This is a genomic window from uncultured Nevskia sp. (assembly GCF_903885465.1).
GTDB lineage: Bacteria > Pseudomonadota > Gammaproteobacteria > Nevskiales > Nevskiaceae > Nevskia.
Genome location: NZ_CAISIQ010000404.1, coordinates 1 through 14,405 on the forward strand (window position 1 = coordinate 1; position 14,405 = coordinate 14,405).

Here is a 14,405-nt window from a genome sequence, read left to right on the forward strand (position 1 = left end):
CCAGTTCGGGCACGTCCGGGTTCTTCTTCTGCGGCATGATCGACGAGCCGGTGCAGAAGCGATCCGGCAGCTTCACGAAGCCGAACATCGGCGTGCACCACAGGATCAGCTCCTCGCTCCAGCGCGACAGGTGCACCATCGCCAGCGCGGCGGATGCGACGAACTCGATCGCGAAATCGCGATCGCTGACCGCGTCGAGCGAATTCTCGGAGACCGAATCGAAGCCCAGCTGCTCGGCAACGAAATGGCGATCGATCGGGTAGACCGTGCCGGCCAGTGCCGCCGAACCGAGTGGCAGCACGTTGGCTCGCTTGCGCACGTCGAGCAAGCGGGCACGATCGCGCAGCACCTGTTCGCGCCAGGCCAGCATGTGATGGCCGAAGGTCACCGGCTGGGCGATCTGCATGTGGGTGAAGCCCGGCATGATGGTGTCGGCCTCGCGCTCGGCGAGATCGAGCAGTACATCGGCCAGCACGCCGATGGTGATCACCAGTTCATCGATCGCATCGCGGACGTACAGGCGCAGATCGGTGGCGACCTGATCGTTGCGCGAGCGCGCCGTGTGCAGGCGCTTGCCGGCATCGCCGATCATCGCGGTCAGCCGCGATTCGATGTTCATGTGCACGTCTTCGAGCGCGACCTGCCACTCGAAACGGCCGGCTTCGATCTCGCTGCGGATCTGCGCCAGGCCGTCGACGATGGCCTCGACATCCGCCGCTTTCAGCACGCCGACCTTGCCGAGCATCCGCGCATGCGCGGTGCTGCCGGCGATGTCCTGCCGCCACAGGCGCTGATCAAAGCTGACCGATTCCGAGAACGCTTCGACCAGCGCATCGGTGCCTTCGGCGAAGCGGCCACCCCAGAGCTTGGCAGCGGGCGGGGTCTTCGGGGAAACGGGGTCGGCGGGAGTCATTGTCGGCGCGGCACGGCTGGAAACGGGGAGAGATCGAGTCAGCCAGGAGCGGATTTCAGCTTCGGCCGGGCTTCTATTGTAAGGCGAGGGCTATAGCCCCGGAGACAGACCCCGGAGACTTCCGATAGGCTTCGTCGATGAAGCGATTCGAAGTCGCCGCCCACTCGGAAAACAGCCTGATCCCGGAGTTCTGTCGGGCGAATTCGCTGTTGACGCTGGCCTATGTGATGGAGCTGATCGCAGTGGTGCTGACCCTGGCGGTCGGCAGCTCAGATAGCCAGCAGGCGCTGCGCCAGTTGCTGCTGCTGTCGCTGTATCTGCAGTGGACCGGGCTTTGCGCCGCCGCGGCCTTGTGCATGGTCCGTCGCTTCATGACTGCGCTGCCCAGCGGCGTGCTGTTCTTCATCTGCTGGTTCGTACTGGTGCTGGTGACCTTCGGGGTCAGCACGGCGACCTGGCTGCTCGATCTGCGCTTCGCACTCAATCTGCTGCCTCCGGCCGAAGCCTGGTCGTTCGTGCTGCGCAATGTCTGCATCGCCGCGATCGTCGGCCTGCTGCTGCTGCGCTATCTCTGGGAAAACCACCAGTGGCAGGAGGAATCCCGCGCCGAGGCCGATGGCCGCTATCTGGCGCTGCAGGCGCGCATCCGCCCGCATTTCCTGTTCAACGCGCTGAACTCGCTGGCCGAACTGATTCCGTCGAAGCCGGACGTGGCCGAGGAAATGGTCATCGATCTCGCCGACCTGTTCCGGGTCAGCCTCGATTCGCGCCAGCGGCTGATTCCGCTGCGCGAGGAGATCGAGATCGTCAAGGGCTACATGCGCATCGAGGAAATCCGCCTCGGCGACAAGCTGCTGGTCAACTGGGAAGTGCCGGACAGCGTGCTCGACGCCCAGGTGCCGCGCCTCACCGTGCAGCCGCTGGTCGAGACCGGCGTGCTGCATGGGGTGTCACGGCTGCGCGCGCGCGGCATGCTGCACGTCATCGCCCGCCGCGAAGGTGAGTTCCTGATCATCGACGTCGAGAACCCGATTCCGCCCGAGGACTCGCCGAAGCGGGCGGGCACGGGTACTGCCATCACCAATATTGCGCAGCGCATCAAGCTGATCTACGGCGAGCGTGCCAAGCTGATCCTCGGAGATGACCGGGATGAGTTCGGACCGCTGTTCCGCGCGCGCCTGCGTTTGCCGTATGTCTTACATAGTGGCGCGGAATTGAACGCGCCCATCGCCCAGGAGGAGTGAAGCATGAGAGTCGTGATCGTTGATGACGAGCCGTTGGCTCGCGAGCGCCTGCGTCGTCTGGTCGCGGAATTCCCGGGTTACGAAATCGTCGGCGAAGCCGGTGATGGCGAAGCGGCGATCGAGATGATCCGCGAAGAAGAGCCGGACGTGGTGCTGCTCGATGTGCGCATGGGCATGGTCGATGGCCTGCAGGTGGCGCGCGCGATCAAGGAAGAGGACATGCCGCCGGCTATCATCTTCATCACCGCCTACCCCGAGCACGCGCTGAGCGCCTTCGACGCCCAGGGCGATGCCTATCTGCTGAAACCGGTGCGCAAGGAAAAGCTCAAGGAAGCGCTGCAGCGCATCCGCAAGTTGTCGCGCGCGCAGAAGCCAACCATCGCGCTGCCCGGCACCAAGCCGGCTCGCGAGTTCGTGCTGGCCACCACGCGCGAAGGTCTGGTCCGCGTGCCGGCCGAGGACATCGTCTATTTCCTCGCCGACCAGAAATACACCACGGTCTGCCATCTGCACGGCGAAGTGCTGATCGAGGAATCGCTGAAGACGCTGGAAGACGATTTCGCGCCGTGGTTCCTGCGCGTGCATCGCAAGGCGCTGGTCGCGACCCGCTTCATCGCCGGCCTGGAACGCGGCAAGGGCGATGAATCCCAGCACTGGCTGAAAGTCCGCCATGCCGCGACCCTGCTGCCCGTGAGCCGCCGCCGCCTCGCTGAAGTGCGCCGTTTCCTGACCGACGACGGCAGCGACAAGACGCTCGACTGATCACGCCCACGACTGAAGGAAGTCCTGTCTTGTCGATCCGAATCGCAACCCGCGAAAGCCCGCTGGCGCTGTGGCAGGCCGAGCACGTCAAGGCGCTGATCGAGCGCACTCATCCCGGCACCGTGGTCACCCTGGTGCCGATGACCACCATCGGCGACCAGCTGCTCGATCGCAGCCTCGCCACCGTTGGCGGCAAAGGCCTGTTCGTCAAGGAACTGGAAACGGCGATGTTCGAAAACCGCGCCGACATCGCGGTGCACTCGATGAAGGACGTGCCGGCGCAGCTGCCGGAGGGTCTGGTGCTGACCGCGTTTCTGGCCGGCGAAGACCCGCGCGATGCTTTCGTCTCGAACCGCTATGCCTCGCTGGACGAGCTGCCGCAGGGCGCGGTGGTCGGCACCGCATCGCTGCGCCGTCAGGCCCAGCTGCGTCAGCTGCGGCCGGACCTGATGATCAAGGAACTGCGCGGCAATGTCGGCACCCGGCTGCGCAAGCTCGATGAAGGTCAGTACGACGCCATCCTGCTTGCTGCCGCCGGACTGATCCGGCTCAAGCTCCATGCGCGCATCCGCGAAAGTTTCGACATGAGCCGCTTCGTGCCGGCCTGCGCGCAGGGCGTGGTCGGCATCGAATGCCGGGACAACGATGCCGCCACCCGCGCGCTGCTGGCGCCGCTGCACGATCCGCAATCGGCAATCCGGCTGGCCGCCGAGCGCGGCCTCAATGCGCGGCTCGGTGGTGCCTGCACGGTGCCGGTCGCCGGCCATGCGGTGATCACCGGCGATCGCCTGCGGCTGACCGGTCTGGTCGCTGCACCCGATGCCTCGGCCTGCGTCCGTGACGAGATCGAAGGCCCGACCTCGGAGGCCGCCGCGCTCGGCGTGCAACTGGCCGAACGCCTGCTCGCCAACGGCGCTCGCGACATCCTCGCCAAGCTCGGCGTCCATGCATGAGCAGACGGCGCGGCTGGACGGTCTGACCGTTCTCGTCGCGCGTCCGGCGGATCAGGCCGACGCGCTCTGCGCATTGATCGAGCAGGCCGGCGGCCGGGTTCTGCGTCTGCCCTTGTTCGAGATCGCGCCGGTTGCCGATCTCACAGCGGCGGTGCGTCGCCTGCAGGTCGCGCGATCGTTCGATCGCTGGCTGTTCACCAGCAGCAACGCCGTTCGCCACGCCGCAGAACTCCTGCTGCCGCCTTGGCCGCCGCTGGCGGCCGTCGGCGCGGTGACCGCCGCTGCGCTCGCCGGACTGACGGGCACGTCGGTGCTGGCACCGCAGGACGGTGATGGCGCCGAAGCGCTGCTGCGCCATCCGGCGTTGCGGGACATCGCTGGCCAGCGCCATCTGATCGTCACCGGTGAGCAGACGTTGCCGCTGCTTGAAGCCGGCCTGCGGGCACGCAAGGCCGAGGTTGAAGTGCTGGCGGTCTATCGGCGTGTCGCCATCGACCACGCGCCGGAACAGATCGCCGAACTGCTGGGCCAGGCGAACTTCGCGATCATCCCGAGTGGCGAAGCGCTGGCCCGTCTGGCAGCGCTCACGCCGCCCGCCGCGCAGCCCCGGCTGCAAGCGCTGCAACTGGCCGTGCCGTCGCCGCGTGTGGTAGAAACTGCGCGGATTCTGGGCTTCGTGCACCAGCCTCTCTTGCCGCAACGGGTCACCGATGCGGCCTATCTCGAAGTCCTGTCGCGCCACCGCCCCGGCCACTCCCTGAACGCATGACCGAATACGAAGTCCCTGCTCGCGTGACACCAAGCCGTTCGGTTTGGCCCGTTCTGCTGAGCCTGCTGCTGATCGTCGCACTGGCCGGCACCGGCTACGCGGGCTGGCTGCTGTGGCAGCAGCGTGCTGCGACCGAGGAAACCGTTGCCGCCCAGGACACCTTGCTGCGCCGGCTCAGCCGCCAGCTTGGCGATGCCAGCGCCGAGATCCAGCAGCTGCGGCAGCGCCAGAGCGATGTCGCCGAAGCGGCGCGCCGCAACACCGACACCTTAGGCTCGCTCGCCAGCCGTGCCGACGATGCCGATGCCACGCTGGCCCGCATCAACACCACGATCCAGGGCGGCCGCAGCCGTGCCCAGCTGGTTGCCGTCGAGCAGTTGCTGCTGATCGCCAACGAGCGGGCGCGCCTGGCTCACGACGCCAAGGGCGCAGCCGATGCGCTGACCCTGGCGCAGGACCGTCTCGGCGCGCTCGCCGAGCCGCAGCTGTTCGCGATCCGTGAATCGCTTGCTGCTGAACGCGGCGCGCTGCAGGCGCTGCCCGGTGTCGATCTCGAAGCCTCGGGTCTGAGCCTGTCGGCGCTGATCCGTCGCGCACCGCAGTTTCCGCAGCGTTCGCGCACCCCGGCGCAGACCTCGGTCGTCGACGCCGGGCCGTCGCGCGATCTGAAGCCGGCTGGCGACAGCGCCTGGTCGCGTGGCTGGTCCTCGTTCCGCGAAGTGCTCGGCGCGGTGTTCATCCTGCGCCGCAACGACAAGCCGGTGGATCGCCTGCTGCCGCCGGAGCAGGAAGTGCTGGTTGGCCAGCTGCTGCTGATGAAGCTGGAAACCGCGCGCGCCGCGTTGCTCGCCCGCCAGACCGGCGTGATGCGCGCCACCATCGAGGATGTCGACGCCTTCCTCGACGATTACTACCGCAGCGATGATCCAGCGGTGCTCGGCGCGCGTGCCGAGCTCGATCGCCTGCAGAGCCTGGATCTGGATCCGCCGCTGCCGGAGCTGGGCCGCAGTCTTGGCCTGCTGCGCGCCTATCTCGACGCGACGCCGCGCTGATGATCGTCGTCTTCCTGTTTCTGCTCGTCGTCTTCGTCGGCGGCCTCGTCGCCATTCTGCTGCTGCGGCCGGACACCGGCTATGTCTTGATCAACTACGGCCCCTGGGTAGTCGAGACCTCGCTGGCGGTACTGGTCTTCGGCGTGGCGCTGTGGTTCCTGGTGGTCTGGCTGGTGGTGCGGCTGTCCGGCTTCGCGTTCCGCCTGCCAACGAGCCTGCGCGTAGCGGTGGATCGCCGCCGTGCCGATCGTGCGCGGGACTCTTTCGAGAGTGGCTTGCTGGCCTTGTTCGAAGGCAACTGGGCGCGCGCCGAGAGCGAATTGGTCAAGCGCGCCAGCGACCATCACGCGCCGCATCTGAACTACCTCGCGGCCGCCCGCGCCGCGCAGCGTCAGGCGGCTTCGGATCGCCGTGATCACTATCTGCGTCTGGCAATGCTGAACAGCCCGGAGCACGAATTCGCCACGCTGCTGTCGCAGGCCGATCTGCAGCGCAAGCGCGGTGAGTTCGAAGCCACCCGGCAGACCGCGCTGAAGTTGCGCGAGAAGGATCCCCGCCATCCGTTCGCGATCGAACTGCTCGCCGAAAGCCACGCCGCGCTAGGCGACTGGACGGCGCTGCGCGAACTGCTACTGGAGCCGGCCAGCGAAGGCGCGATCATCGCCAAGCGTCGCGAGCAGTTGATGAGCCGGGTGTTGCGCGAGCTGATGCAGCAGGCGATCGACGAAGCCCGCCTGCCGGTGCTGAAAGCGCTGTGGGAATCGGCTGGCACGCAGCGCGAGGACCGCGAAGTGCGCCTGGTCTATGTCCGCGGTCTGGCCCGGCTGAACGCCGATTCCGAAGCGCTGGCGCTGATCGCGCAGGCACTGTCGGTCGACTGGGATGGCGATCTGGCGCTGCTCTACGGTGATTTGCACGCCAATGATCCGATCGGCCAGCTGGCGACCGTCGAGCAATGGCTGGCGCTGTATGGCGAGAAGCCTGAACTGCTGCAGGTCGCCGGCCATGTCTGCCTGGCCAACCGGCTGTGGGGCAAGGCGCGCAGCTATCTGGAAGCAGTGCTGGCCGTTGCGCCGACGCCGAAGGCCTGCCTCGATCTGGCCCGCCTCTGTGCCGACACCCAGCAGCCGGAAGAAGCGGCGCTGCATTATCGGCAGGGTCTGGAACTGGCCGCCGGCAATCGCTGAAGCGAGCTGAGGGTCTTCCCGTCGCGGGTTCCCAGCCCGTCCGCCATGCGCGACACTCCGGGCACGCGGCCAGCCGAGCCGTGACCGATGGAGGAGCGAGCCCAGATGAGTGAGACCTTGAGCGAGACCGCGAGCGAGACATTCAGCAGCGCGCAACGCGCGCTGCAAAGACAGTTCGGCACCGAGATGCTGGCGGACCGGGTGTCGATGATCACCATGCATCCGGAATTGACTGATCCCGAGCAAGCCTTCATCGGCAGCCGCGATCTGTTCTTCCTGTCGACAGTCGACCCCGATGGCCAGCCCACCTGCTCGTACAAGGGCGGCGCCGTGGGCTTCGTGAAGGTCGTCGACAGCGGCACCATCGCCTTCCCGAGCTACGACGGCAACGGCATGTACCTGTCGCTGGGCAACCTCAAGACCCACGCCAAGGTCGGCCTGCTGTTCATCGATTTCGAGACGCCCAACCGCCTGCGCCTGCACGGCAACGCCAGCATCGATCCGAACGATCCGCTGCTCAAGGATTACCCAGAGGCCGAGCTGATCGTGCGGGTGGCGATCACCAATCTGTTCGTCAACTGCCCGCGCTACATCCATCGTTACCAGAAGCTCGGCGATTCGGTCTATGTGCCGAAAGCCGGCTGCGCCACACCGGCAGCGAAGTGGAAGCGCATTGACGCTTTTGGCGATGCGCTGCCGGCGCGTGATCTCGCGCCAGTTGCTGCTGCTGGCGGCGCCATCACGTTCGACAAGTACATCGCTGACCTGATGGAAGGCGACGGTTGATGCCGGCGAGCGGGCGCGTCCGATGCAGGCACTGATCGTCGGCTGCGGCGACGTCGGCTGCCGCCTCGCGCTGCAGCTGATGACACGCGGTATCACGGTGACCGGCATCGTCCGCACCGAAGCCAGCGCTGCGGCGCTGGCGCGGCTCGGCATCAGGGCGCAGATCGCCGATCTCGATGCTGATGCGATTGCCGATCTTCCAGTCGCCGACTGGTTGTTCCATTTCGCGCCGCCGCCGGAAAAAGGCGAGACCGATCCGCGCTTCGCCCAGGTGCTCGATGCGCTGAGCCAGCCGCCTGTGCGACTGATCTATCTGTCGACCTCGGCCGTCTACGGCGACTGCGAAGGCCGCTGGATCGACGAGGGCGAATCGCTGAAGCCGAAGAGCGCACGCGGCCATCGTCGGCTCGATGCCGAGCGTCGCGCGCTGGCTTACGCCGAACATCACGGTATTGCGGCGATGATCCTGCGTGTGCCCGGCATCTATGGGCCAGGACGCCTGCCGCTGCAAAGGCTCAAGTCCGGCACGCCGCTGGTGCAGCGCGATCAGTCGCCGTACACCAATCGCATTCATGCGGACGATCTGGCCTCTGCTGCGCTGCGCGTGGCCGAGGTCGGTGAAGCTGGCGCGGCCTACAACGTCTCCGATGGCCAGCCGACGACGATGAGCGACTACTTCTTCCGCTGCGCCGCGCTGCTCGGCCTGCCTGCGCCGCAGGAAGTGCCGCTGGCGGTCGCGCTGCAGACGATGTCGCCGATGCTGAAGTCGTTTCTCGAAGAATCGAAGCGGCTGTCGAATCGTCGGCTGGTCGATCAGCTGGGCTGGCAGCCGCAGTACGCGAACCTCGAGGCCGGTCTGCCGGCATGCCTCATCGAAGATGCGGTGGTCCGAGCGTTTGCCGGCCCGGCATAGAATTCGCTGCAATCAAGAAAACCGTTCCAAGACCCGGAGAACAGCATGAGCATTGCCCAGGAGTTCAAGAGTTTCGCGATGCGCGGCAACGTCATCGACCTTGCCGTCGGTGTCGTCATCGGTGCCGCGTTCGGCGCCATCGTCACCTCGCTGGTCGGTGACGTGATCATGCCGGTGATTGGCCAGTTGACGGCTGGCGTCGATTTCTCGAAAGCGGCGTTCGTGCTCAAGGCCGCGTCGGAAGACGGCAAGACGCCAGCCGTACTGCTCAGCTACGGCAAGTTCATCCAGACGGTGATCAATTTCATCATCGTCGCTTTCGTGATCTTCCTGGTCGTCAAAGGCATCAACACGATGAAGAAGGCTGAGGCGGCAGCACCGCCACCACCACCGCCGGGGCCGACCAACGAAGAAAAGCTGCTGATGGAAATCCGCGACCTGCTCAAGAAGAGCTGAGGTCCGAGCTTCAACAAAGCCGGCCTGATCGCTCAGGCCGGCTTGGCGGCAATCAGGCAGCCAGCGCCATCGGCGTCGCCGCCTTTTCATTCGCCATCCGCGGCGACACCTTGCCGCTCTTGCCCGACGGCAGTGACAGCTTGGCGATGCGCTTCCAGGTGCTCAAGGTCTGGCTCGCGAACGAGCCGGTCTTGTACGGCAGGCCATGCTTGTCGCAGATCGCGCGGACTTCCGGGGCGATCTCGGCATAACGGTGCGCCGGGATGTCCGGGAACAGATGGTGCTCGATCTGGAAGCTCAGATTGCCGCTCATGATGTGCATCAGCTTGCCGCCGCTGAAGTTGGCCGAGCCGAGCAGCTGGCGGACGTACCACTGGCCGCGCGTTTCGTTCTCGATGACCGATTCCGGGAACTGCTCGACGTCTTCCGGGAAGTGGCCGTTGAAGATCACCGCACAGGCCCAGACGTTGCGCGCCAGGTTGGCCAGCACGTTGCCGGCAAACACCATCGGCGCCATCGGGCCGGCCAGCAGCGGGAACAGCACGTAGTCCTTGGCCAGCTGCTTGCGCATCTTCTTCCACACCGGCTTGAACTCTTCCTTCAGCTGCGCCGGCGTCTTGGTCTTGTAGATCATCACTTCTTCGAGCTTCAGGTTCTGCACTGCGACGAAGTGCTGGAAGAAGGTGTGCAGCAGCACCGTCAGCGGCAGGTTGGCGAGAAAGCGCGGCTCCCACTTCTGATCGGTCGACATGCGCAGCAGGCCATAGCCGATGTCATGGTCCTTGTTCAGGACGTTGGTGTAGGTGTGATGTTCGTAGTTGTGGGTGATCTTCCAGTTCTTGGACGTGTCCGCGCTGTCCCACTCGAAGTTCTTCGAGTTCAGCGACGGATCGCCCATCCAGTCGTACTGGCCGTGCATGACGTTATGGCCGATCTCCATGTTGTCGAGAATCTTCGACACGGACAGCGCCGCAACACCAGCCGGCCACACCGGCGGAATCATCATCATCACGCGGCCGGCCACTTCGAACTGGCGCTGGCGCTTGATCATCGTGCGGATGTATTTCGCGTCGCGCTCGCCGAGGTCGGCGCGCATGCGGTTGCGGATGGCATCGAACTCATTGCCGATGGCCGCGAACTGGGCCGGCGTGAGCGAGCTGAAAGTGTTCTTGGTGATGGCGGTCATGGTCAGGTCTCTACGGTTATTGAAGAGGAAAGCTTGTTTGGGCAGCCCGAGCCATGGATGGCCCGGTCGGTCACAGGATGTGATTACAGATCCAGCGTCACGGTGCCGACCGGCACGCTGATGCAGATCTGGATATCGCTTTCGCCGGCATCGCTGATCTCGCCGGTGCGGGTATCGCGCACGCGGCCCGCCGTCTTGCGGCAGGTACAGGCGTGGCAGATGCCCATGCGGCAGCCGGACTCCGGCTTCAGGCCAGCGGCTTCGGCCTGATCGAGCAAGCTGCCGCCGTTGTTCTTGGCAAGGCGTTCGCTGCGCGTGAAGCGCACTTCACCTTCGGCATTGGCGCTGTCGATGACGACTGGCGCAGCGCTGAAGTGTTCGAGATGCAGGCGCCCGGCGATGCCTTCATCGGCCCAGAGCTGCTGCACCGCCTTCATCATGCCGGGCGGGCCGCAGAGGAAGGTCTGCGCTTCGGCGTAGTCCGGCACCGCATCGTTCAGATGCGCGCGGCCGAACAGGCCGCTCAGCTCGCCGCCCTGGTCGGCTTCGACATAGCCGCGCAGCAGCTGCACGTTCGAGTGCTTCGCGGCGATCTCGGCCAGTTCGGCGGCGTAGATCTGATCCTTCGCCGCATTCGAGTAATGCAGGAAAGTGATCTGACCCGCGTGGCCTTCATCGCAGAGCGTGCGCAGCATCGCCATCACCGGCGTGATGCCGCTGCCGCCGCTGATCAGCAGCACGCGCGAAGGACGCGTTTCCGGCAGCGCGAAGCTGCCTTCGGCCTGCGACAGACCCACTGTCGTGCCGACCTGCAGATCCTGCTGGAGATGCTTGGACACGAAGCCACCGGCGTGCGCCTTGGCGGTCAGTTCGATCAGGCCGTCGGTGGCATGTACCGAGTTGGCCGGCGAGTAGCAGCGCGTACGACGCACGCCGTTGATCTCGACCGTCAGACGCACGTACTGGCCGGCGCGGAAGCCCTGCCAGTTGCCGTTCGGGCGCAGCGTCATCGTCACGCTGTCGTCGGTCTGATAACGGATCGCCGTCACTACCGCGCGGACTTCGTTCAGCGAGAAGGTCGGCGCGAAATGCTCCACGTAGCGGTCGACGCCATGCGGATAGGCCAGCGTGGCCGCGATGCGCGAGCTCAACGCGCGGCGCAGGCCGGTGCTGAAGAAATGGGTACGCGGGGCTGTGGTGGACATGAAGGCTCCTCGATTGGTGGACGTATGTTCACGCAAGAGGATTGGTATGTCAACAATCGTTCACTAAAAATATCTACCTGTTCACTGATGATTGTCGTTGTCCGATCAGTGCGTGGTCAGAACACGGCCAGAACGCGGATTTACAAGGGGTTTCGCTGTTACCATCACGCTTGTACACCGAGGAACAGTGATGAGCGTGCGCAGTCGCCAACCGTCCGAGCCGGAAATTCCGGAATCCGAAGAGGAAGTGTTGCCAGCGCGCGGCCAGCGCAAGCAGCGGACCCGCGATGCGCTGATCGATGCCGCGCTGCAGCTGATGAACGAGGGACGCAGCTTCAACTCGCTGGGTCTGCGCGAAATCACCCGCGTCGCCGGCGTGGTGCCGACCTCTTTCTATCGCCACTTCCGCGATACCCACGAACTCGGTCTGGTACTGGTCGAGGAAAGCGCGCTGACCTTGCGCCGCATGCTCCGCGAAGCGCGCCGCGCCGGCGCACCGGTGAAGGACATGATTCGCCGCTCGGTGCAGGTCTATGCGGCGTTCGTGCTGGCCAATCGCCTGCATTTCCTGTTCATTGCCGGCGAGCGTACCGGCGGCTCGCCGGTGATACGCGGCGCGATCCGCAACGAGGTCGACCAGTTCACTGCCGAGCTGACCCAGGATCTACGCCATCTGGCGATCTTTCCGCAGTTGACGCCGGACTCGCTGCAGATGATCTGCGGCCTGGTGGTGAGCACCATGCTCAACGGCGCGACCGACATCCTCGATCTGCCGCCTGGCGACTCTGCTCAGCTGATCGAAGACACTCTGGTGCACCAACTGCGGGTGATCTTCCTCGGCGCCCAGCTGTGGCGCGACGAGTGAAGTCCAGCTGACTAGCTGAAGCGCAGCTTGTAACCGGCGGCCGCGAGATAGCCGGCTTCCAGCTCCAGATCCTCGCGGGTCAGCGGATGACGGTCCAGCCAGCCGCTGCGGAAAGCCAGCTTCAGCTGCTTGCCGCTGGCGCCGAGTTCGAACGGAATGCGCAGCCCCGGCGCGCGTGAGCGATGCAGCACGATTGCCAGCCGGAACAGCACGGCGAGTCTGGCGATCGGCTGCTGCCAGCTCTCCGGCAGATCTTCCAGCGCCCCTTGGGCGAACTTGCCGCGCTGCAGCCGTACCAGTGCTGCGACCAGACGCTGATCGGTCTGCGAGAAGCCGAACAGTTCGGCGTTGCGCAGCATGTATTCGCCGTGGCGATGGCTGCCCTCGTGAGCGATGACCAGGCCGATCTCGTGCAACAGCGCCGCCCAGCGCAACAGGCGCGCCGACACTTCGCGATCGAGCTGCCAGGCCTCGTGGGCCTGATCGAGCAGCTTCAGCGCCGAGCGTTCGACTTCACGCGCCTGCTCATGATCGACGCCGTAGCGGGTTGCCATCGCGTCGACCGAACGGCTGCGCACGTCGTTGTCGGCAAGCCGGCCAAGCAGGTCGTAGATCAGGCCTTCGCGCAGCGCGTGCTCGGAGGTTTCCATCGCGTCGATGCCGAGGCTGTCGAAGACGCCGGCGAGCACCGCCAGCCCACCGGCGAACACCGGGCGGCGATCTTCGCGCAGGCCGGGGAAGTCGATCTTGGCGACGTTGCCGGTGCGGATCACCAGTTCCACCGTGCGGTTGACGGCTTCGCGGGTGATCTTCTCTTCGGCCCAGCCCTGGCCGCGGGCCACGCGCCAGACCCCGCGCACGGTGCCGCTGGCGCCGATCGCGACATCCCAGCCGGCGGCGCGGTATTGGCGCTCGACGAATTCCAGTTCGACTCGCGCGGCCAGCCGCGCTTCCTGCATCCGCGCGCGAGTGATGACGCCGTCCGCGAAGTAACGCTGGGTGTGGGTGACGCAGCCAAGCGCCATGCTCTCCATCAGCCGCGGATCGGCACCCTGGCCGATGATCAGCTCGGTGGAGCCGCCGCCGATGTCGACCACCAGCCGTCGCGGCTTCGGCTTGCCGAGGCCGTGGGTGACGCCGTTGTAGACCAGGCGCGCTTCTTCGACGCCGGAGATCACTTCGATCTCGTGACCGAGCGCCTTTTCGGCTGCGCGCATGAAGCGGCCGCCATCGGCGAGCCGGCGCATGGTGTTGGTGCCGACCACGCGCACCCGCTCGGGCGGGATGCCGCGCAGGCGCTGGCCGAAGCGCTTCAGGCAATCGAGCGCGCGGCTTTCGGATTCGGCGGTGAGCATGCGATTGGCGTCGAGCCCGGCGGCCAGGCGCACGGCATCGCGCAGGCGATCGACGATCTGCAACTGGCCGCCGCTGTCGCGAGCCACCAGCATGTGGAAGGAATTGGAGCCGAGATCAACCGCGGCAACTTCACCGGCTGCCGGATTCGCAGCGGGTTTCGTGCGCTTGCCGGCCACCGCCGTCAGAGCGCGGTGAGGACCGCTGCCAGCAGCAGCAGCGACAACAACAGCAAGCACAGATACGACAGGCCGGCGCCGAGCCGGCGCAGCGGATGCACCGGCGCCAGACTCAGGCCGATGGCGAAGCTGAAGCGGGCAAACAAGAACAGTGCGACCAGCGTGATCAACAGCCAGTTCGCGCCGGCATACAGCTCGTAGCAGAGCGACAGGCTGACGAACATCGGTAGAAATTCGACCGTGTTCGCATGCGCGCGGATCGCCCGAAGCAGTTCGTGATTGCCGCCGTCGCCGAGTGCGATCCGGTGGCGGCCGCGCAGTAGCGACACACGCAGCGCCAGTGCCAGGATCAGCAGACCGCCAAGCGCAGCGCAGGTGGCAGTCACGGGGATTTGCATGGCAGCACCGGGTCGACGATCGGGCGAGAGGAAAGCCGGCGAACTATAACTGAACTCTATGACCAGCCCGATCGTGTCGATGCCCTGTGCCGAACGCAAAAACAGGCTCTGAAACAGCCAGTTTTATTGACGCAAGCCCCGGATTCGCCGACCATACCGTCCGCTGCGCGGCTGCTCTTCGCGC

The 14,405-nt window shown here is 65.7% G+C and carries 15 protein-coding genes; 10 read left to right on the forward strand and 5 right to left on the reverse strand.

The genetic code is table 11. The annotated features are described in order from the left end of the window. Window positions 1-913 (reverse strand): argininosuccinate lyase (argH, locus tag QZY06_RS15815; RefSeq protein WP_295686029.1); only part of this gene is annotated, 913 nt, incomplete at its 3' end. Window positions 914-1,050: 137 nt separating this feature from the next. Here argH and QZY06_RS15820 point away from each other — a divergent pair. The 9 genes from QZY06_RS15820 (at window position 1,051) to mscL (ending at window position 9,035) form a co-directional block, all read left to right on the forward strand. Then, on the forward strand, window positions 1,051-2,157 hold the full coding sequence (locus tag QZY06_RS15820; protein WP_295686030.1) for a sensor histidine kinase: 1,107 nt from the start codon (window positions 1,051-1,053) through the stop codon (window positions 2,155-2,157). Window positions 2,158-2,160: 3 nt separating this feature from the next. Beyond that, a complete protein-coding gene (locus QZY06_RS15825) occupies window positions 2,161-2,919 on the forward strand; it encodes a LytTR family DNA-binding domain-containing protein (protein WP_293396253.1) in 759 nt (252 codons plus the stop codon). A 29-nt stretch (window positions 2,920-2,948) separates the two neighbouring features. Beyond that, window positions 2,949-3,872, forward strand: coding sequence for a hydroxymethylbilane synthase (gene hemC, locus QZY06_RS15830; RefSeq protein ID WP_295686031.1), 924 nt, complete (start codon window positions 2,949-2,951; stop codon window positions 3,870-3,872). After that, on the forward strand, window positions 3,865-4,641 hold the full coding sequence (locus QZY06_RS15835; protein WP_295686032.1) for a uroporphyrinogen-III synthase: 777 nt from the start codon (window positions 3,865-3,867) through the stop codon (window positions 4,639-4,641). The genes hemC and QZY06_RS15835 overlap by 8 nt, the downstream gene beginning before the upstream one ends. Then, window positions 4,638-5,693, forward strand: coding sequence for a uroporphyrinogen-III C-methyltransferase (locus tag QZY06_RS15840; protein ID WP_295686033.1), 1,056 nt, complete (start codon window positions 4,638-4,640; stop codon window positions 5,691-5,693). The genes QZY06_RS15835 and QZY06_RS15840 overlap by 4 nt, the downstream gene beginning before the upstream one ends. Next, window positions 5,693-6,880 carry a heme biosynthesis HemY N-terminal domain-containing protein gene (locus tag QZY06_RS15845; RefSeq protein WP_295686034.1) on the forward strand — a complete coding sequence of 396 codons (1,188 nt, stop codon included), beginning with the start codon at window positions 5,693-5,695 and terminating at the stop codon, window positions 6,878-6,880. Before QZY06_RS15840 ends, QZY06_RS15845 begins: the two co-directional genes overlap by 1 nt. A gap of 105 nt (window positions 6,881-6,985) precedes the next feature. Beyond that, window positions 6,986-7,666: a pyridoxamine 5'-phosphate oxidase family protein gene (locus QZY06_RS15850; RefSeq protein WP_295686035.1), complete on the forward strand. Its 681-nt coding sequence runs from the start codon at window positions 6,986-6,988 to the stop codon at window positions 7,664-7,666. Window positions 7,667-7,688: 22 nt separating this feature from the next. Beyond that, window positions 7,689-8,579, forward strand: coding sequence for an SDR family oxidoreductase (locus QZY06_RS15855; RefSeq protein ID WP_295686036.1), 891 nt, complete (start codon window positions 7,689-7,691; stop codon window positions 8,577-8,579). Between the two features lie 45 nt (window positions 8,580-8,624). After that, entirely contained in the window at window positions 8,625-9,035 is a 411-nt protein-coding gene (gene mscL / locus QZY06_RS15860) for a large-conductance mechanosensitive channel protein MscL (RefSeq protein WP_295686037.1), read from the forward strand. Between the two features lie 52 nt (window positions 9,036-9,087). On the opposite strand, the gene QZY06_RS15865 is transcribed toward mscL, so the two are convergent. Next, complete coding sequence (locus tag QZY06_RS15865; RefSeq protein WP_295686038.1) at window positions 9,088-10,221, reverse strand: acyl-CoA desaturase; 1,134 nt, start codon at window positions 10,219-10,221, stop codon at window positions 9,088-9,090. A gap of 83 nt (window positions 10,222-10,304) precedes the next feature. Then, complete coding sequence (locus tag QZY06_RS15870; RefSeq protein ID WP_295686039.1) at window positions 10,305-11,426, reverse strand: FAD-binding oxidoreductase; 1,122 nt, start codon at window positions 11,424-11,426, stop codon at window positions 10,305-10,307. Window positions 11,427-11,616: 190 nt separating this feature from the next. On the opposite strand from QZY06_RS15870, the gene fabR reads away from it, so the two are divergent. Then, the gene (gene fabR / locus QZY06_RS15875; protein WP_295686040.1) at window positions 11,617-12,291 is read left to right on the forward strand and encodes an HTH-type transcriptional repressor FabR; all 675 of its coding nucleotides are present in this window, start codon (window positions 11,617-11,619) and stop codon (window positions 12,289-12,291) included. 11 nt (window positions 12,292-12,302) lie between these two features. On the opposite strand, the gene ppx is transcribed toward fabR, so the two are convergent. Together ppx and QZY06_RS15885 are read right to left on the reverse strand one after the other, a co-directional pair. Next, complete coding sequence (gene ppx, locus QZY06_RS15880) at window positions 12,303-13,823, reverse strand: exopolyphosphatase (protein WP_295686041.1); 1,521 nt, start codon at window positions 13,821-13,823, stop codon at window positions 12,303-12,305. A gap of 5 nt (window positions 13,824-13,828) precedes the next feature. Continuing rightward, window positions 13,829-14,221, reverse strand: coding sequence for an MAPEG family protein (locus QZY06_RS15885; protein ID WP_295686042.1), 393 nt, complete (start codon window positions 14,219-14,221; stop codon window positions 13,829-13,831). Window positions 14,222-14,405 lie beyond the last annotated feature (184 nt).